Raw genomic sequence first — 19917 nt, 5'->3', positions numbered from 1 at the left:
TGGTCCACGCGAGGCCGAGAGCCACCACAGCCGCACAGACGGTCGACAGTACGGCGACCGTCGGAAGGCCCGAAGACACAGAAGAAGAGCGGCGATTCAGAGAGGTCATCACTCCTCCTCGTCCGCGCGGAAGCGTTCGAAGTCGCTCTGGTCGCCCGCCTTCCAGAGCGGGACGCTGGCCTTGAGCAACATGGTCATCGTGGTCACGAAATCCGGGTCGTGGAGGTCTTCGCCGAACAGCTCGTTGATGCGCTTCCACCGGTAGCGAACCGTCTGCGGGTGCACGCCCAGTTTGGCAGCGATGGCGGGAGCGCTGTCTCGTGTCTCAAGCCAGACCAGCAGGGTCTCGGAGAGGATCTCGCGCGAGTTGGGGGTCTCGGCCAGCAGTGGCGGCAGCAGCTCCTGGCACAGCTGTTGACGCAGCGTCGGCTCGGCGTGCAGCCAGAGCTGGGTGCGGTGGTCCTCGCAGCGGATCACCCGCTCCGAGGGGATCACGCCGCGTAGTGCGAGGCGCACCGCGCGCGTCGCCCAGCGGTAGGCGCTGCGAGCCTCGGTGATCGCGACCGGCCAGGAGATCGCGATCGCCTTGACCAGCGGTTCCTTGTCGAGCCGGGTCAGGACCTCGTCGCTGCGCTCCTGCGCGGTGACCAGCACCCGCCCCGTGGGGTCGGAGCCGACCAGGCACCACGGGGTCAGGTCGTCGAGCGAGAGCGCGTCGGCGTTGCGCTGGGTCTGGACGCTGAGCACGACGACCTCGTTGGGCAGCTCCCAACCTGCCAGTGAGGCCTGGTGCTCGAGCTCGGCAGTGCCGTCGCCACGGAGCAGGCCCTCCAGGAGCCGCGAGGTGGCGACTCCCTGGTCGCGGTCGAGCGCCTTCAGTGCGCCGACATGGCCGAGCCGGGCCTGTTCGGCGAGGTGGTCGATGTGGGCGAAGAGCGCGTCGCCCAGGTTGGCCAGCGCCGCCGCCGAGAGCTGGTTCTCGATCGCGAAGGAGCGGAGGTACTCCCACGACTCCTGCGTGGCGAGGCGGAAGGCGGTCTGCATGGCCTCGAGCGGATGCCCGTCCATGGCCTCGCCGTGGCCCATCCGCCGGAAGAGCTCGTCGGCGCGACGGCCCGTCATCGTCGGGTTCTCGAGGTTCTCCAGGAACTCGTTGATCGCGCTCGACACCGCGAACTCGATCAGCTGGTGCCGCCGTCCGGTGGTCGACTGGCCGTAGCGGTCGATCTGTCCGTGGATGGTCGCCACGATCTCGGAGACCAGTGACGGCATCATCGGCCGGAACAGGCGCGCCAGTTGCACCGCTGAGATCGTGACTGGCTGACCCGGGTCAACCCCCGTCATTGCATGCTCCCCGCCCCCGGTCGTGGCGCCCTCCAGTGACGTCGTCCCGACGGTTCGTCGGGCGATGGGCGCTGCGCACATGCCTACCGTGTCCGGTGGTGGTGGTCAACGGCGACGAACGCTCTGCACCAGTACCGCCGTACGACGACGTCCGTCGTCCGGCTCGCGCAGCCAGCGTGGCGTCATCGACTCCAGCGCCGTCAACAGGCCGACCGTCTCCGCCGGATCGTCGAGGCGATCGCCGAACAGGTGCTTGATGTGCTTGAGACGCGAGCGCACGGTCTGTTCGTGCACCTTCAGGAGGCGAGCCACAGCGGGTGCGGTGTGCCCGGTCTGCAGCCAGACCAGCATCGTCTCGGCCAGGGCCGCGCGTCGTTTCGGGGTCTCGGCCAGCAGTGGCGCCAACACCTGTTCATCGGCGCAGCGGCGCAGCACGGGGTCGGCATGCAGGCACAGCTCGGCCTGGTGGGCCTCACACCAGACGACGCCGTCGCCGGGCGCATCGATGATCCGATCGGCGACGAGCTTCAGGGTCTGGAGTCCCCAGCGCAGGGCATGTGCTGACGCGTCCGGCTCGACTCCCCAGCTGATCGCGACCGGGCCGTGGGAGGTGGCGATGACGCGGGCCTGCTGCTCCACGTCGTCGGGTGCACCGAGCAGCACGAGTGCGCCGTCGTACGTCCCGACCAGTACGGCGCCACACGGTGCGGTGAATGCTGCAGGGGAAGGGTCGCCCGCCACCGCGACCGCGACGAGGTCGGGGATCGTCCAGCCCACTCGCTGCGCGAGGGCGCGTACGTCGGCGTCGTCCGCACCGGTGGCCAGCGCCGTCAACAGCCGGAGTCGTACGTCGGGCGTGCGCCGAGGTGCGCCGAACCCGAGGAGCGCGTGCTCGAGGAGCTGTCGTTGGTAGTCGAACAGCGCGTGCATGAGGTGGTCGACCGCGACCAGCGGAAGGTCGAGTTCACGGGCCAGAGTGCGGAGGTCATCCCACGACTCCTGGGTGGCTATCTGGTGGGCCGCCCGCATCGCGTCGAGGTCGTGACCGGCCTCTGCCTCCAAACTCCCGAGTCGCCGGTAGGCCGCGGCCACGGAGGCGCCACGCACGGGGGCGCCGGCGAGGGCGTCGACGAACAGGGTCACGGCGGAGTCGATTGCCTGGGTAATGAGGTCGCGGAGGCGCGGATCGCGGAAGCCCACGACGTCGCAGCTGATGCGTTCGGCGATGCGGCGGGTGAGCTCGACAGCGCGAGGGCGGTAGATCGCCACCATCTCCGGCGTGATCGAGGGAGGTGGCGCCGCGATGGTCAGGCGCGGTGCTCGTGCCTGGGGCAGGCGACCTCCGACTCGCTGTGTGGGGCTCGGCGTTGGCAGCGACATCACTTCTCCTCCCGCACGACGGACCACGCGCTCCTGGGAGCGAGGGGCACCGTCAAATGGTTCTCCCGAGCACAGTGAATGCGTCGGCGGCGCGCACGTAAAGGTTGTCGGGCACGTGGAGCGAACTTGGTCGGGAGACTTGTCACGCACGTGACAAGTTCTTCTCCCCCCAATGCGTGATCGGCCAGCCCCGGGCGACGCAGAAACTGTCACCTATCTGACAGTTTTCGGCCCAGTTCGGAGCCAATGTCGGGGCCGGGGTTGTCGCCGTGAGCACGGATCCACCTGAATGGCGATGTCATCGCGAGTGTGGCCTTGGTCCGCAGAAGGCCGGCATCGCGTCAGTCTCGAACCACAGGGGAATCCGTGAAATCTCAGTTGGCGCCACGACGGCGCTCTCGCCTCGCGATGGCAGCCGCCGCCGTCCTGTCCATGCTGCTCGTTGCGGCCGCGCCGTCCGCGCAGGCCGAGGACGAGAATCCCACCCTGAGCGTCATCTACGACGCGGTCGGCTCCACTCACGTCGGCGCGCAGGTCGACGCAGACCTGGCTCTCGGGCCCACCGAGATCAAGGTCGTGATGGATCTGGTGACGGCACAGATCGTCGATGGAACGTTGACGATCCCCAGCAAGGTGATGAACTTCGACATCTTCGGGATCCCGTCGCGGGCAAGGGTCACAATGACCCAGGTAGGCCCGGTCACGGGCACGTTGACCAAGCTGCCCTCGCCTCGCCAAGCGCTGAGCCTGGACACGCAGGTCAAGTACGACATCAGGCTCAGCAACGTCGAGGCAAAGGTGTTCGGCGTCTGGTGGCCGCTGGCCGTGGGCAGCAACTGCCACACGATCAACCCGGCCACGATCAATGCCAAGAGCCCGATCAGCAACACCACACCGCCGACCGGCTACTTCACCATCAATGCAGGTGGCCCGCTCGTGGCCAACTACACGATCGGCAACTTCACCGGCTGTACGCCGCTGAACTTCTTCGACATCCCCGGCTTCTTCCCGTGGTTCGGGTCGGTGCCGATCAACGCGCTGGTTCCTGGCAGCAACAACACGCTTGAGCTGAACCTCAGCAACCCGCGCAACGGCGACGGCCTCTAGCCCCAAGCCTCACCTGACGAATCTGCACAGCCCGGCAACATCCAACCCAAGGAGAAAACAGATGATGAAGCGCAACAAGCTGGCCACAGGCCTGGTCGCAACCTCCGCTGTCGGAGCAGCTGTCCTCGCGATGTCCGGCCCGGCGCACGCACTGGCAACCAACTACACGCCGACCAGCAGCAACTCCGGCGCGGCCGTGACCTTCACGGGCACCAACGTGAGCTTCACGGACATCCCGGCAAGCCAGACGCTGACCTGCACCACCTTCAACCTCACTGGCACGGTCACCAACAACGGCGTCAGCAGGCTCATGGGTGCCGAGGCCGGCAGCCTCGGATCCCTGACCTCCAGCGGGTGCACGAACCCGATCGCTGGCGCCACGACGGTCACGCCCACCGGCACCTGGAAGGTGAAGATCACTGGCGACGAGGTGAGTGGCGTCTCCCCTGCAACGCTGTACGACGTGAACGCGGACGTGACCGCAGCAGGGTGCACCTTCGACGTGGCTGGTTCAGTGGACGGCACGTTCAACGAGACCAACCAGCGGTTCACCCCCACGGCGTACGCCACGGACCCGAACATCGAGCTCGAGATCTCCAGCACCCCGGTGGGCTCGACCTGCCTTCTGCTCGACGTCCAGCTCGGTGACCCGATCGACGTCGGCGGTTACTGGACGACCAGCGGGTTGACCATCACCAACCCGTGACGACAACGGCCTGATCCGAAGCCGGTGGTGCAGGTCGCATGACGCGACCTGCACCACCGGCTTCTCGTGTGGGTGACAACCACAGGGAATCCGTGAAGAAGCCAACCCGAGGGCAGCTGCGTTGATCGCGTTCGCACGGCGTCGTCGGCCTTCTTTGCCTGACTTCAGTTCCTCCGGGCCCGACGACCGACGGAGGCCTCGGGTTCGTGGACGAAGGCTGGGGACCCGACAGCGATTGCGAACCCGTGACCGACCAGAACTTGTCACGTCGGTGACAACTTCCGGCGCTGCACAGAGATCGGCTCTGCCAACGAGTAGCGCGCGTCATCTGGATCACCTTCACTGGTGCCAGCACCACTATCGACACTGGACCTGAACTGCATCATCGGAATGGTGATGTGCTTCATCCGCCCCATTCGAGGCCAGGAGGGCCACAGACCGTGCGAACCCCGTTCATGCTCTCGCGCAGAACAAGGCGATACCACCGCACGGCTGCTCTGACATGCGTCGCACTCCTCGGTGCCTTGACGTTTCCCTCGAGTGCGGCACCCGCCGATGAGTCACACGAAGCTGCAACCCCGGCACAGGCCGAAGCCACTGTCATGAGCGGGCTGCCAGGTTCGGAGGACCTTCCTCAAGAGAAGATCGCCTTGACCCAGGGCCTCGTCACGTTGACACAGACGGCCGCCGCTCGGGCGTCCAAGATGTTCATCACGATTGGTCCTGACTCACCAATCTGGGGCGGCCTCTACCAAGGCTTGTACAACACTCCGATCGAGAACCCGGTGTCCTATGCGGCATTGTGCATCCGCGGCCGGCCGTGTGTCGTCAACCCGTTCGATCAACCCGACTGCGCCGATCCATCTGATCCCACCACCATGAACCAGGGCAGTCTCTTGCGCGTGGCGATCTACGCGGTCTCGCCGCTCACGTCCGGGGGAGTGGACGCTGGGCTCGTGGCCCGGGTGCCCGTCAACCTGGTCGCCTTCGGCTCGATCCCGGCGACCGCGACGTTGACCTTGCGGCAGCCCAAGCTGAACGGCAAGCTCCGCCCTTTCACCGCAAATATTTGGGATGGGAAGATCAAGGGCTGCGATCCGAGTTCAACCCCTCCGACGACCACCATGGTCGAGGGGCAACTTGAGGTGACGCTCAGTGACTTGACGGTGGACGGGGTGCCAGTCGACCTCGGGAAATCGTGCCGAACCGAGAGCCTTGTCGACCTGCGGATGTGGAATGAGGGTGCCTACACACCTGGCGGTGGAGGAACTCTGGCCGCCTACGACGGTCTTCATGGTCCTTCGCTGGGCCCACTGAACTCGCCCTACCACCAGGAACTCGACGGCCAACAGATTCCAGCGTCCACGGGGATTACGATTCCACCGTTCACGGGTTGCGGCGTCGGTGGCGAGGACCTGAGCCCGATAGTCAGCGCCATGGCGTCCGGACCCAACAACCCCGTCCGCGCGGTCCAGAGCCCGATGGCTTCATTTGACGAACTGCCCCTGGACGACCTCGGCACCTGCAGCAACGTGTGCCCCAAGGACGTGATTCCGGACGTTCCGGCCAACCCTCCGCTTCCGGAGGGCGACGAGTGATGTCGGGGCGGCGAACCACATGAGTGAGATGACAACACCTGCGTGAACCACGGCCGCGATCGCTGCAGACCGCAGCGACGTGCGGTCCCGCTCAGCATCTGACCAACTGTCCACCTGCTCCCGGGAGCTGTCCATGCGCCTACCTCGCCCACGAATCGGGTCACGTGCTCGCCGTACGGTCGTTGCTGTCGTTGTCCTGGTCGGCAGCGTCCTGGTGCTACCCAGCGGTGCCGTCCAGAGCGACGAGCCCAACCGCACCGAAGGGCAGGCGGCAGCTGATGACCTGCCGACGGGTGAGGGGTATGTCCTTGCGGGGGTGGTGTCGTCGACCCAGGGGGCGGTCTCGCGCCGGTCCAAGACCTACATCACCCTCGGACCGGACAACCCGATCATCGGGATCCTCCGTTATGCGCGCTTCAACGATCCGATCGAGAATCCCACGCGTTACAGCGCGCGCGTGGCAAACGTCGACTGGCCCTTTGGCCCCGTGCCCTGCGCGACGGTGCCGGTCGATCAATACAAGAAGACCCGGATCGACCTCTCAGACCTCACCGTGGTCACCATCACAGACGACGGCAAGCCCAAGGAGGTCGGTGCTCTGCCCGACACCACGGTCAGACTCGTGGCGTTCGGGTCCATCCCCGCCACGGCAACGCTGAGCATGAAGATGGTCCGCAAGAACGGGGCGATTCAGCCGTGGACGGTGGCGACGTGGGTGACGGGCGCGACCAACTTCCCCGGCTGTGACGGCCCGACGGCGAACAGCTATTTTCGAACGTTGATCGCAGGGCAGGTGCAGATCAGCCTCAGTGACCTGGTGGTCGACGGCGTCCCGGTCGACCTAGGTCCCTCGTGCCGGGCCGCGCACCCAGCCGATGTGTGGCTCTGGGGTGTCAAGCCGTACATACCTCTGCAGGGCGGGTCCCTGGGGCAGTATGAAGGCGTCGTCGACCGCAACGGAGACCCGCTGCGCGGGTCCACCGGCCCGCTCGACTCTCCCTACTACCAGGAGCTGAACGGAAAGAGCATTCCCGATCCGCGTGGTGTCGACATCCCTCCCTTCATCGGCTGCGGCTCGGGCGGTGACGACCTCAGCCCGCTGGTGACCGCCATGGCATCCGGCCCCAACAACCCCGTTCGCGTGAACCAGGGTGGTCCGATGTTCACGCCCTATGACCCCGACGACCTCCTCAAGTGCGACTCGCCCAGTCGCTGCCCGCTGCCCGCCCCGGCCGCGCCGGAGATGCCGCCGCTGCCGGACGGGGAGACGCCGTGAACCTCGTGCCCGGCCAAGTCCAGAACTTGTCACGCCGGTGACAACTTCTTGCGTCTGGTGAAAGTACGTCTTGCCAAGGTGTGGCACTCCTCTCCGCGAGCACCTTGACTCATGGTCACCACCTCCGACACCACCTCTGGGGAACAGCGCATGCATCTCGGTATTCGGCGACGTCCGCTCTCGACCCGCGCGCGTGCTGCGGCCATCGCGCTGTCGTGCGTGATTGCCGGAGCGTCCGGTGTCGCTGGCGCCGCGGTGATGATCTCCGAGGGTGACCAACCTCAGAAGTCGTCGCAGTCGCCGCCGACCGACGGCGTCGCGGTGCTCCCGGCGGCGCTCGAGGCGGCCCGCGTTGACGGCGCCGAGGTGCAGGCCAATGCGCACGTACGCCGAGAGGCCGTCGGCGGCCCGACGTCCTACCCCGGCTCGATCGCCAAGGCGCCAGAGGTCGCGGTGGCGGCGTACCAGCGCGCGAGTGCCGTCATGAACGCCGCGTCGTCGTGCCAGCTCGACTGGCTCACTCTGGCGGCCATCGGTCGGGTCGAGTCCAACCACTCCCGCGGGGCGCAGCTCGAGCACCGGCTCACCAAGGTCGGGGTCGCCAGGCCGGCCATCGTCGGTCACGTGCTCAACGGCCGACGCGGTCTGGGCTCCTTCGCCGACACCGACGCCGGCACCCTCGACCGCAACCAGCGTTGGGACGCGCCCGTCGGCGCCCTCGCCCTGATGCCGAGCACCTGGAGCACCGTGGCGGTCGACGCCGACGGTGACCAGCGACGCAACCCGCAAGACATCGACGACGCCGCCTTGGGGGCTGCGGTGTTCCTGTGTGCCGACGGCCGCAAACTCAGGCAGCCGGCCCAGCTGCGCCGGGCGCTCGCGACGTACCACCGGGCGCCACGCTTCGTGAGCACGGTGCTGGCGCTGCAGAAGCGCTACGAGAAGCAGGCCTCGAAGGTGCCGGACTACACCCCGCCGGGTGGCGTGGAGATTCCTGACAACATGCCGGCGGTGTGTGACTGCGACACTCCTGCGGCCCGCACGGCAGAGAAGTCCGACGACCACAAGCCCGGGCGCGAGCAGGGGAGTGACAACAAGGACGGCGACGGCACGACCCGTCCCGCCGGGCCCGTAAAGCCGTCCGACCCCGCGACGGATCCGGGCACGCCCAGCGACCCGCCCACGTCCACGGATCCGGAGCCTCCCACCGAGTGCCCGTCGCCCACGGACCCGGAGACACCCACGGACCCGCCATCCGACCCGCCCTCGACGGACTGCCCCACCGATCCGCCGACCACGGATCCGCCGACCGAGTCGCCCACCGAGCCCGCTCCGGAGACCACGAGCACCAGCTAGGCCGTCGCGGTCTCGTTGCGAGCAGATCCACAGTTTGTAGCCTGAAACCCCCATATTCTGTAGCCTGAGTTGGCCTCAAACTGTAGCGTGGTTCGCATGGCATACCTACCTCGAGTCATCGACGGGCCACTGAAGAACAGGTTGGCGAGTGCCGGTGCCGTCCTGATCGAGGGACCCAAGGCCTGCGGCAAGACGCAGACCGCGAAACGGGTCTGCGCGAGCGAGGTGCTCCTTGACGTCGACCTCGGTGCGCGAGAAGCGCTTGCCGTGGATCCCGCAATCATCCTGAGTGGAACTGCTCCGAGGCTCGTCGACGAGTGGCAACTCGGCGGCTCGCTGCTGTGGAACAAAGTGCGTCGTGAAGTTGACGACAGGCAGTTACCTGGGCAATTCGTCCTCACTGGATCCGCGACTCCTCGCGACGACGTGACTCGTCACTCCGGCGCTGGTCGGATAAGTCGCCTCCGCATGCGCCCGATGAGCTTGTTCGAGATGGGCCTGTCGACCGAAGAGGTGTCCGTGGGAGCCCTGATGTCAGGCGAGATGACGCCGTGCAGCGATCCCGGAATCTCCATCCACAAACTCTTGGAGTTGCTCGTCGTCGGTGGATGGCCGATCAATCTGGGGCGGTCGGTCGACGCGGCCGCCCAGAGCAACATCGACTACCTCGCGAATGCCCGAGAGGTGGACGTGCCATCGGTCGCAGGCGCTTCCCGAGACCCGGCACGCCTCGGTCGGCTCATCGAGTCGCTCGCACGCAACACCGCGACGGAGGTGAAGATCTCGGTGCTCGCCCGTGACACCACGGGAGGTGATGGGCGCGAGACGCCGCTCGCCCGCACAACGATCTATGACTACCTCTCGGCGCTCGAGCGTCTGATGCTCATCGAAGACGTTCCGGCGTGGTCGCCGCACTTGCGGTCGAGGGCCACATTGCGGAAGGAGTCGAAGCGTCACTTCGCAGATCCGTCGCTCGCAGTGGCCGCGCTCGCCGCCAGTCCGGAGAGGCTGATGGCGGATCTGAACTTTGCCGGCTTCATCTTCGAGTCGATGGTGATCAGAGACCTTCGAGCATTGACGGCACCGCTGGGGGCGACGATTTCTCACTACCGGGACTCCAACGGAGTCGAGGCAGATCTGATCGTGCAACTGCCCGACGGGCGATGGGGCGCCTTCGAGGTCAAGCTGGGTCCGGAACGCGTCGATGAAGCCGCGGCGTCGCTGAGTCGGTTCGCCGCCTCGATCGACAGTCAGAGGAGTGGCGCGCCCACCGTGCTCGGGGTCATCACGAACGGCACATATGGCTATCGCCGACCGGATGGCATCGCAGTGGTTCCCGTAGGAGCCTTGGCTCCGTGACGAAGAGGGTGATGCGAGAGTTGCAGTTCGTACCACTTCGGTGCCGCTAGGCGTACGAACTGCAACTCTCGAGGACCGTCGGGCTGTCACCCGCGCGCGGTCGCGGCCGACCCTCTGCTCGGCGTACGCGCGTGCCCAGCAGGTCGCCGCCACCCGTTCTTGTCACCCGCGTGACAACTTCTCCAGCCATTCGCTGCCAGTCGGGTCCAGGTGCTTGCGTATGAGCCACGCCACACAGCAGGGTCTGTCGTGGCGGGGGACCCACGGTCGTTTCCGCCCACCTGAAGCCGCCGACACCGGCGTGCGCCGACAAAGCGATGAGCAGGGGAACCACCATGGGCGGACTGATCGAGGTCACCGGACTCACCAAGAGCTTCGGTCGCCAGAACATCTGGCACGACGTCACCCTCACCCTTCCGCCCGGTGAGATCACGGCACTGCTCGGACCGTCGGGCACGGGCAAGTCGGTCTTCCTCAAGTCGGTGATGGGCCTGATCGAACCCGAAGAGGGCCAGATCCTGGTCAACGGCGTCGACATGGTCACCGCCAAGGAGTCGAAGCGGCTGGCGTTGCGCAAGAAGTTCGGCGTGCTCTTCCAGGACGGCGCGCTCTTCGGCTCGATGAACGTCTACGACAACGTGGCCTTTCCACTTCGGGAGCACACCCGCAAGTCGGAGTCCGAGATCCGCGAGATCGTGCTCACCAACCTCGATCTCGTCGGCCTCGCCGGCACCGAGAAGAAGCTCCCCGGCGAGATCTCCGGCGGCATGAAGAAGCGCGCCGGGCTGGCCCGGGCCATGGTCACCGACCCCGAGATCATCCTGATCGACGAGCCCGACTCGGGTCTCGACCCGGTGCGCACCTCCAACCTGGCCCAGCTGCTGGTCGAGGTGAACACCGCCACCGACGCGACCATGCTCGTGGTCACCCACAACATCGAGCTGGCCCGTACCCTGCCCGACAACCTCGGCATGCTCTATCGCCGCGAGCTGGTCATGTTCGGCCCGCGCGAGGACTTCCTGATGACCGACCACCCGGTCGTCTCCCAGTTCATGACCGGCGACCCGCAGGGCCCGATCGGCATGAGCGAAGAGACCGACCACCGCACCAACGACCCCGACTCCTACGAGCCGGCGATGTCGGGTGGGCCTGCGGGTCCCGACGGTGGCACCGCGGTGATGATGCGCGGTGGCGGCGCCCGCGCCATCGAGGTGCTGCCGCGCCAGCTGACCCCGGTCTCCGGGGCGCCGCGTGCGGCCGGGCTGCGGCACCGCGAACGCGTCAACTCCGGGGCGGCGCAGCTCTACACCGCCGACGACGAGGAGAAGGACCGAGCGCGGCCCATCCGCCGTCCCAGTCTTCCGACCCGTGCGCTGAACTCCACGGGTGACCTCTTCGCCCTGGCCCTCGACACGGTCAGCTTCAGCTTCAGGCGCCCCTTCGCCTTGAAGGAGGTGATCGAGCAGTTCTGGTTCGTCGTCTCCGTGTCGTGGATCCCGGCCCTGCTGGTCGCGATCCCGTTCGGCGCGGTCATCGCACTCCAGCTCGGCACCCTCACCGTGCAGATCGGTGCGCAGTCGTTCACCGGCGCGGCCAGCGTGCTGGCCGTCGTACAACAGGCGGCGCCGATCGTGACCACGCTCGTCATCGCCGGAGCAGGTGGTGCCGCGATCTGCGCGGAGCTCGGCGCCCGCACCATCAGGGATGAGATCGACGCGATGCGGGTCATCGGCATCTCGCCCGTGCAACGCCTGGTCGTGCCACGGGTGCTCGCCTGCATGGGCGCCGCCGTGCTGCTCAACGGGCTCGTCTCCGTGGTCGGCGTGCTCGGTGGCTACTTCTTCAACGTCATCGTGCAGGGCGGCACCCCGGGCGCCTACCTCTCCAGCTTCACCGCGCTCGCCCAGATCGAGGACCTGTACGTCGGAGAGCTCAAGGCGGTCATCTTCGGCTTCCTGGCCGGCGTCATCGCGTGTTACCGCGGGCTCAACACCGCGCCCGGCCCGAAGGGCGTCGGCGACTCGGTCAACCAGTCCGTCGTGATCACGTTCCTGTTGCTGTTCTTCGTGAACTTCGTGGTCACCACGCTGTATCTGCAGCTGTTCCCCGGAAAGGGCGCCTGAGATGGCACAACACACCGCGACGCGGGGCAAGGTGCGGGAGCCGCGCTGGTTCGACAGGATCCTGAAGCCGATCGCCAACGCTGGCGCCGACCTGCGCTTCCACGGCGCGGTGATGGCGTGGATCCCGGCCACCCTCAAGCGCTACCCCCGCGACATCCTGCGGCTGCTCTCCGAGGTGAGCTTCGGCTCCGGTGCACTGGCCGTCATCGGCGGCACGATCGGCGTGATGCTCGGCATGACGCTCTTCGTCGGCACCGTGGTCGGCATGCAGGGCTACGCCGCCCTCGACCAGATCGGCACCTCGACCCTCAACGGCTTCATCTCGGCCTACTTCAACACCCGCGAGATCGCCCCGCTGGTCGCGGCCCTAGCGCTGTCGGCCACCGTCGGCTCCGGCTTCACGGCCCAGCTCGGTGCCATGCAGATCAACGAAGAGGTCGACGCCCTCACCGTGATGGCAGTGCCGAGCGTGCCCTACCTGGTCACCACCCGGGTGATCGCCGGCTTCATCGCGATCATCCCGCTCTACATGATCGGCCTGCTCACGTCGTACGCCGGATCACGGCTGATCACGGTCTACTTCTACGGGCAGTCGGCCGGCACCTACGACCACTACTTCCACCTGTTCCTGCCCCCGATCGACATCCTGCTGTCGTTCGTGAAGGTGCTGATCTTCTCGGTGCTGATCATCCTGATCCACTGTCGCCTCGGCTTCACCGCCCAGGGCGGACCTGCCGGGGTGGGCATGGCCGTCGGCACCGCCGTACGCCGCAGCATCGTCACCGTTGCCGTCCTCGACCTCGTGCTGTCGTTGGCGATGTGGGGCACGACGACCACGGTGAGGATCGCCGGATGAAGCGCCCCTACAAGCTCACCGACGTGGGCCTCGGCCTCGGATCCCTGGCGCTCGCGCTGCTGCTCTGCGTGGTCGCACTGATGGTCTACAACAAGGCCTTCACCGACACCGTCGACGTCAAGCTCGAGGCCGGCGCGGTCGGCAACGCGTTGCAGGAGGGCTCCGACGTCAAGGTGCACGGCGTGCCCGTCGGCCGGGTCTCCTCGGTGGAGGCCACCGACAGTGGCGCGACGCTGACCCTCTCGCTCGACCCCGACACCGCCAAGACGCTGTCGAGCGACACGTTGGCCCGGCTGCTGCCCAAGACCCTCTTCGGCGAGCGGTACGTCGTCCTGATGCCGGCCGCCGGCGCACCGGGTGACGGACTCTCCAACGGTGACGTCATCGAGCAGGACAAGTCGCAGGAGGCGGTCGAGCTCGAGAAGCTCTTCGACAAGCTGCTGCCGCTGCTGCAGACCCTGCAGCCCGACAAGCTCTCGGCCTCGCTCGGCGAGCTCTCCGCGATGCTGGCCGGGCAGGGTGAGGCGATCGGCGACTCCATGACGCAGTGGGGCGCCTACCTCGAGAAGCTCAACCCGCTGGTGCCGCAGATGACGCAGGACTTCGCCCGCCTGGCCACGGTCGCCGACGGCTACAACGACGCGTTCCCCGACCTGCTCGACGCGCTGAACACGATGACGGTGACCTCGAAGACGCTGGTCGACCAGCAGACCCAGCTCAGCGACGTCTACACCAACGTGATCACGGCGGCCAACGCGAGCAACGGGTTCCTCGACCAGAACAAGGACACCATCGAGATCCTCTCCGACAAGTCGCGGGCCGCCCTGGGCGCCGTACGCCCGTATGCCTCGCAGTTCCCCTGCATGTTCCGCGCGGTGCGCAACTTCATCCCCACGATGGACAAGGTGCTCGGCAAAGGCACCGACGAGCCGGGCCTGCACGTGCGGCTCAACATCGAGCCCTCGCGGGGCAAGTACCTCGCCGGCAAGGACGCCCCGACGTTCTCGACCGGTGGCAAGGCGCGCTGCCCCTACATCACCGGCGACACCACGAGGCCGCGGGCCAGTGGTGAGCCCGATGCGATCTCGGCACCGCCCGGCATCGCACCGGCACAGCTGTCGGTCTCGCCGAGTGCGCGGGGACTCGGCGAGGCCAACTCCCCGGCGGAGAACCAGCTCATCGCCGAGCTGATGGCGCCCACGCAGGGGCTGGCACCCGAGGACTACCCCGACTGGGCCAGCCTGCTGCTCGGCCCGGCCCTGCGGAACACGAAGGTGGTTCTCCAATGACCAGCACGATCATCAAGAGCCTGGTGTTCACCATCGTCACCGTGCTCGCGACCGCGATCCTGGCCTCCACGATTCGCAACGACTCCGGTGGCAGCTCGCGGGAGTACAGCGCGATGTTCGAGGACGCGACCAGTCTCAACAAGGGCGACGACATCCGCATCGCCGGCGTCAAGATCGGCACGGTCTCCGACGTCGAGGTGGCCGACAAGCGGCTGGCGAAGGTGACCTTCACGGTCAGCGACGACGTCGACCTGACCGAGGGCACCACAGCGCAGCTGCGGTTCCGCAACGTGGTCGGCCAGCGCTACATCGCGCTCGAGCTGCCCACGAAGCCGGGCAAGAAGCTGAGCGAGGGCCACACGTTCTCCACCGACGCCACCGAGCCGGCGCTCGACCTGACCATGCTGTTCAACGGCTTCCGCCCCTTGTTCAAGCTGCTGAACCCCGAGGACGTCAACAACCTGAGCAACCAGATCATCGCGGTCTTCCAGGGTGAGGGCGCCACCGTCGACGGGCTGCTGTCGAGCACGGCCAGCCTGACCTCGACGATCGCCGAGAAGGACGCCGTGATCGGCGACCTGATCACCAACCTCAACAACGTGCTGACCACGCTCAACGACCCGTCCGGCCAGCTCGACACCACGATCACCACGCTCCAGCAGCTGGTCAGCGGCCTGGCCGGCGACCGGGTCACGATCGGCAACACCCTCGACGGGCTGGGCGACCTGACCACCAGCGTCGCCGGACTGCTCGATGAGGGCCGCAAGCCGCTGAAGGGTGCGATCTCCGCGCTGGGCGACCTGTCGGAGAACCTCGACGACTCGGCGCCGGTGATCGACAAGTTCCTCCAGACCCTGCCGACCAAGCTCGACCGGATCGGACGCGCGGCCAGCTACGGCTCGTGGGTCAACTTCTACCTCTGCTCCATCGAAGGACGCATCCCGATGCCCGAGGGGTACTACGGGGACCTCGGAGCCCAGCCGATCGCCGGAAGGTGCCGATGATGACGCGCTATCGCACAGCGTTCGCCGAACGCAACAAGGTGGTCCTGGCCCTGGTCGGCATCACCGCCATGGTCCTGGTCTTCCTCTGCGCGTTCTACGCCGAGGCACTGCCCGGCCTGCGCGGCAAGACCTACACCGCCCAGTTCGCCGAGGCCGGCGGCATCCGCCCCGGCAACGAGGTGCGCGTCGCCGGGGTGAAGGTCGGCGAGGTCACCGACGTCTCGCTCGACGGCAAGGTGGTCGAGGTCGAGTTTCGGGTCAAGGACGTCGACCTCGGCAGCGAGAGCACCGCCTCGATCAAGGTCAAGACGATGCTCGGCCAGAAGTTCCTCTCGATCGACCCGCTCGGCAGCGGTGAGCTCGACGAGCCGATCCCGGTCGAGCGAACCACCGTGCCGTACGACGTCAACGCGGCGTTCTCCGACCTCTCCACGACCGTCGACGAGATCGACACCGCGCAGCTCGAGAAGAGCTTCCAGGTGCTCAGCGACACGTTCCGCAACACCCCGCAGTCGGTGCGCTCGATCGTCACCGGGCTGACCGACCTGTCGCGCACCCTGTCGAGCCGCGACGCCGAGCTGGCCGGGCTGATGCAGTCGGCCAGCAGTGTCACCGGCACGCTGGCCGACCGCAACGCCGAGTTCGCCAAGATCATCACCGACGGCAGCGCGTTGCTCGGTGAGCTCGAGACCCGCCGCCAGACCGTCAAGGACCTCCTCACCGGCACCACAGCACTGGGCACCCAGCTGCGCGGCCTGGTCAAGGACAACGAGAAGACGCTCAGCCCCGCGCTGGCCAAGCTCGACAAGGTCTCCGAGATCCTCAACCGCAACCAGCAGAACCTCGAGGCCGCCATGTCCAGACTCGGTCCCTACTACCGGGTGCTCGCCTCCGCGACCGGCAGCGGCCGCTGGATCGACAGCTACATCTGCGGGCTCTTCGACGCCTCGCAGGCACCCCTGCTCGACAACGACGTCGAACGCAACTGTTCGCCGGCCAAGGGAGGCGGACGATGAAGCTCGTCAAGCGGATCGCGGTCATCGTGATCGCCCTGGCACTGGTCACCGCCGCGATCGTGGTCGGCGCCAAGGCCTGGTTCAAGCCCGAGCCCACCAAGGTCGAGGCGCTCTTCGAGTCGACCGTCGGGCTCTACCCCGGCTCCGACGTACAGATCCTCGGAGTACCCGTCGGCCACGTCACCGCGGTCGACCCCGAGGGCGACCTCGTGCGGGTCAGCATGGAGATCGACGAGGACCAGGAGGTCGGCGCCAACACCGCCGCCGTGATCGTCGCCCCGACCCTGGTCAGCGACCGCTTCGTGCAGCTCACCGAACCGTACGACGGGGGCGCCAAGCTCGAGTCCGGCGACGAGATCCCGCGCGAGCGCACGGCGGTGCCGGTCGAGATCGACGACCTCTACAAGTCGCTCAACGACGTCGGGAAGAAGCTCGGTCCCGAGGGAGCCAACAAGGACGGTGCGCTCTCCGACCTGCTCGAGGTGGCCGCAGCCAACCTCGACGGGCAGGGCACCAACCTCAACACGATGATCAGCGAGTTCAGCAAGGCGACCGCCACGTTGAGCAAGACCGACACCGACTTCTTCTCGACCGTCACCAACCTGGAGAAGTTCAACGACATGCTGGTCGCCAATGACCGCACCGTCGGCAACGTCAACCAGCAGTTCGCGGCAGTCACCGACTACCTCGCCGACGACCGCGACGACCTCACCACGGCGGTCACCAACCTGGGCGACGCACTGGTGATCCTCGACGACTTCATCCGCGACAACCGCGGCAACCTGAAGTCGTCGGTCAGCCAGCTGGTCGGCCCGACCAAGGTGTTGGTCAATCAGAAGAAGTCGCTCGAGGAGTCGGTGCGCCTGATCCCGCTGGTGCTGCAGAACTACCTCAAGGCCTACGACCCGAAGTCCAACACGCTGCAGGGTCGCGGCAACCTCAACGAGCTGACGCTGTGGTCGAGGAACGGCCTCGACAGCCGGACGTCCTCCGACGCGCCGCCGAACCTGCTGCCCGGAGTGGGGGAGACCCGATGAAGCGTCTTGCCCTCGGCTCCCTGGCCGCCTCCTCGGTGCTGCTGTTCGCCGGCTGCTCCGGCATCAGCCGCGGCGCCTACGACATGCCGCTGCCCGGCGGCGCCGACGTCGGCGACGACCCGATCAAGATCAGCGCCGACTTCGAGGACGCCCTCGACCTGGTGCCGCAGTCGAGCGTCAAGGTCGACAACGTCGCCGTCGGACGCGTCTCGGAGATCACCCTCAACGACGACGGCCACAGCGCCCACGTCGAGCTGGTGGTCAACAGCGACGTCGACCTGCCCGCCGGCACGCAGGCCCGCCTCTCGCAGACCTCGCTGCTCGGTGAGAAGTACGTCGCCCTCGTACGGCCGGCCGCCTCCACATCCGGCCCCTCTGGCTCCTTGAGTGACGGCGACAACCTCGGCCTGGCCGCCACCTCGCAGGCCGCGGAGGTCGAGCAGGTGCTCGGTGCCCTGTCGATGGTGCTCAACGGCGGCGGCATCGACAAGTTCCAGCAGATCTCGCGCGAGCTGCAGAAGATCTCCACCGGCCGACCCGGCGAGATCAAGGCGTTCCTGGGCCAGATGCAGACCTTCGTCACCGGGCTCGACGATCGCAAGGAGTCGATCACCGCGGCCATCGACGGACTCGCCAGGCTGTCGGAGACCCTCGACGGCGACAAGGAGAAGATCACCAACGCGCTCAACGAGCTGAGCCCCGGCATGCAGGTGATCGTCGACCAGCGCAAGCAGCTGGTGGCGATGCTCAGCTCGCTCGACACACTCTCCAACGTCACCGTCGAGACGCTGAACGCCGCCCAGGACGACATCGTCGCCGACCTGCAGAGCCTCGAGCCGATCCTGGCCCAGCTCGCCAAGTCGGGCTCCGACCTGCCGGAGTCGCTGCAGATGCTGCTCACCTACCCGTTCCCGGACTCGGTGCTGGGCGCGATCAAGGGCGACTTCCTCAACGTGTTCATCACGACCAACTTCCGCACCCTGCCGGCCGGTTGCGACGCGATCGGGTGCGTGTGGCCGCAGGTGTCGGGCACCGCACCGGCGACCCGCACGTCGCCGGGGCTGAACACGAACGCACCACCGACCCTGCTGGAGCCGACCAACTCGCCGGCACCGGGCATCCCGACGCCGACGATGACGGTGCCGACGCCCTCGGCAGACCCGACTGACCCGTCGACCGACCCGTCCCCGTCGTCCGACCCGTCGTCCTCGGACCCGACCACGTCGTCCGACCCGTCGCCGTCCGACCCCTCGCCGTCCGACCCGACGGACTCGTCGTCCCCACAGGCGGACTCGTCCCTCGCTCCCCGAGAGGGTGATCAGTGATGTTGACCGCACGGATGAAGATCCAGGTGCTGGCGTTCGTGATCATCGCGTTGCTGGCCACGACCTACCTGAGCGCCCGGTACGTCGGACTCGACCCGTTCAAGTCGTCGTACAACGTGACCGTGGCGCTGCCCCAGGCCGGCGGCATCTTCGAGAACGGCGAGGTCACCTACCGCGGCGTACCCGTCGGCCGGATCGAGTCGCTCAAGGTCACCGACGACGGCATGGAGGCGACGCTGCGGATCAACAAGGACGCGCCCGACATCCCGGCCGACGTGAAGGTTCAGGTGTCGAACCGCTCCGCGATCGGTGAGCAGTACATCAACCTCAGCTCCGAGACGACCGACGGCCCGAAGCTCGAGAGCGGCGACCGCATCGTCGGCACCGACGCGTCCCTGCCGCCGTCGATCGACGAGCTGCTGCGCACCGGCTACGAGTTCGTGAACTCGGTGCCTAAGGACGCACTCACCACGGTGATCGACGAGACCTACAACTTCTCCAAGGGCGCCAACCGAAACCTGCCGCGGCTGGTGCAGACCTCGAAGGACTTCGCCGAGAGCGCGGATCGCAACTTCCTGGTCACCAAGGGGTTGATCGAGAACTCCACGATCGTGCTGAAGACCCAGGAGGAGTCGGCGGCGTCGATCAAGGCGTTCAGCCGCAACCTCCGCCTGATCGCCGGCGGGCTGAAGGACGCCGACAAGCCGCTGCGTGACCTGATCGGCGCCACCCCGGCCGCCTCGCAGGAGATCGGCAAGCTCTTCAACGAGGTCGGCGGCCCGATCGGTGCGCTGATGGCCAACCTGGTCTCGACCGCGCAGATCTTCGGCGTCAACGCGTCCGGTGTCGAGGATGCGTTGATCAGGATGCCCGAGGCGTTCAGCGTCGGTTACGCCATCACCAAGTCCAGTGGCATGGAGATGGGACTCGTGCAGACCTACTTCGACCCGCTGCCCTGCACCACGGGGTACGGCGACACGACGGTGCGCCCCGGCCTCGACACGTCAGGTGGCAAGAAGTTCAACACCAACGCGGGTTGCACGCTCGCACCGAGCAGCGGGGCCAACGTGCGCGGACCGATGAGCGTGCGTGTTCCTTCCACTCTGGCCGAACTCATGGGGGAATGATGGCCTTGTCCACA

Annotated in this window: 17 protein-coding genes and 1 pseudogene; 15 read left to right on the top strand and 3 right to left on the bottom strand. The window is 67.0% G+C overall.

Annotated features, from left to right (window positions below):
* Nucleotides 1-108: 108 nt before the first annotated feature.
* On the bottom strand, nt 109-1302 hold the full coding sequence (locus ASD66_RS03540; RefSeq protein WP_056890044.1) for a helix-turn-helix domain-containing protein: 1194 nt from the start codon (nt 1300-1302) through the stop codon (nt 109-111).
* Between the two features lie 147 nt (nt 1303-1449).
* Entirely contained in the window at nt 1450-2724 is a 1275-nt protein-coding gene (locus ASD66_RS03535) for a helix-turn-helix domain-containing protein (protein WP_156388523.1), read from the bottom strand.
* Between the two features lie 366 nt (nt 2725-3090).
* Between ASD66_RS03535 and ASD66_RS03530 the strand changes: the two genes are divergently transcribed.
* Both ASD66_RS03530 and ASD66_RS03525 read left to right on the top strand, forming a co-directional pair.
* Nucleotides 3091-3831 (top strand): hypothetical protein, encoded by a 741-nt coding sequence (locus ASD66_RS03530; protein ID WP_156388522.1) that lies wholly within the window; start codon nt 3091-3093, stop codon nt 3829-3831.
* Nucleotides 3832-3892: 61 nt separating this feature from the next.
* Complete coding sequence (locus ASD66_RS03525) at nt 3893-4537, top strand: hypothetical protein (protein WP_056685541.1); 645 nt, start codon at nt 3893-3895, stop codon at nt 4535-4537.
* 263 nt (nt 4538-4800) lie between these two features.
* Here ASD66_RS03525 and ASD66_RS24350 read toward each other — a convergent pair whose 3' ends face one another.
* On the bottom strand, nt 4801-4944 hold the full coding sequence (locus ASD66_RS24350) for a hypothetical protein (RefSeq protein ID WP_156388521.1): 144 nt from the start codon (nt 4942-4944) through the stop codon (nt 4801-4803).
* A 195-nt stretch (nt 4945-5139) separates the two neighbouring features.
* On the opposite strand from ASD66_RS24350, the gene ASD66_RS03520 reads away from it, so the two are divergent.
* From ASD66_RS03520 to ASD66_RS03465, 13 genes and pseudogenes are all read left to right on the top strand, one after another.
* Nucleotides 5140-6135 (top strand): hypothetical protein, encoded by a 996-nt coding sequence (locus ASD66_RS03520; RefSeq protein ID WP_056890042.1) that lies wholly within the window; start codon nt 5140-5142, stop codon nt 6133-6135.
* 214 nt (nt 6136-6349) lie between these two features.
* A complete protein-coding gene (locus ASD66_RS03515; protein WP_156388520.1) occupies nt 6350-7411 on the top strand; it encodes a hypothetical protein in 1062 nt (353 codons plus the stop codon).
* Between the two features lie 150 nt (nt 7412-7561).
* Nucleotides 7562-8767, top strand: coding sequence for a hypothetical protein (locus ASD66_RS03510; RefSeq protein WP_156388519.1), 1206 nt, complete (start codon nt 7562-7564; stop codon nt 8765-8767).
* Nucleotides 8768-8863: 96 nt separating this feature from the next.
* Entirely contained in the window at nt 8864-10126 is a 1263-nt protein-coding gene (locus ASD66_RS03505) for an ATP-binding protein (protein ID WP_056681908.1), read from the top strand.
* A gap of 317 nt (nt 10127-10443) precedes the next feature.
* Nucleotides 10444-11058, top strand: a pseudogene (locus tag ASD66_RS03500) (ABC transporter ATP-binding protein); the annotation flags it as partial.
* A 411-nt stretch (nt 11059-11469) separates the two neighbouring features.
* Entirely contained in the window at nt 11470-12249 is a 780-nt protein-coding gene (locus ASD66_RS24880) for an MlaE family ABC transporter permease (RefSeq protein ID WP_235529999.1), read from the top strand.
* 1 nt (nt 12250) lies between these two features.
* Entirely contained in the window at nt 12251-13105 is an 855-nt protein-coding gene (locus ASD66_RS03495) for an MlaE family ABC transporter permease (protein WP_082563818.1), read from the top strand.
* Nucleotides 13102-14394, top strand: coding sequence for an MCE family protein (locus ASD66_RS03490; protein WP_056681906.1), 1293 nt, complete (start codon nt 13102-13104; stop codon nt 14392-14394). The genes ASD66_RS03495 and ASD66_RS03490 overlap by 4 nt, the downstream gene beginning before the upstream one ends.
* A complete protein-coding gene (locus ASD66_RS03485; RefSeq protein WP_056681903.1) occupies nt 14391-15398 on the top strand; it encodes an MCE family protein in 1008 nt (335 codons plus the stop codon). Before ASD66_RS03490 ends, ASD66_RS03485 begins: the two co-directional genes overlap by 4 nt.
* Nucleotides 15398-16414, top strand: a complete 1017-nt coding sequence (locus ASD66_RS03480) for an MCE family protein (protein WP_235529951.1) — start codon at nt 15398-15400, stop codon at nt 16412-16414. The genes ASD66_RS03485 and ASD66_RS03480 overlap by 1 nt, the downstream gene beginning before the upstream one ends.
* Nucleotides 16411-17451: an MCE family protein gene (locus ASD66_RS03475; protein WP_056890037.1), complete on the top strand. Its 1041-nt coding sequence runs from the start codon at nt 16411-16413 to the stop codon at nt 17449-17451. Before ASD66_RS03480 ends, ASD66_RS03475 begins: the two co-directional genes overlap by 4 nt.
* A complete protein-coding gene (locus tag ASD66_RS03470) occupies nt 17448-18776 on the top strand; it encodes an MCE family protein (RefSeq protein WP_056890036.1) in 1329 nt (442 codons plus the stop codon). Before ASD66_RS03475 ends, ASD66_RS03470 begins: the two co-directional genes overlap by 4 nt.
* On the top strand, nt 18776-19903 hold the full coding sequence (locus ASD66_RS03465; RefSeq protein WP_056890035.1) for an MlaD family protein: 1128 nt from the start codon (nt 18776-18778) through the stop codon (nt 19901-19903). Before ASD66_RS03470 ends, ASD66_RS03465 begins: the two co-directional genes overlap by 1 nt.
* The last annotated feature ends 14 nt before the right edge of the window (nt 19904-19917 follow it).

Origin of the sequence: Nocardioides sp. Root151 (assembly GCF_001427925.1) — a bacterium.
Classification (GTDB): Bacteria; Actinomycetota; Actinomycetes; order Propionibacteriales; family Nocardioidaceae; genus Nocardioides.
Note: the sequence above shows the minus strand (reverse complement) of the source record. Positions and strands in the feature narration are given on the sequence as shown.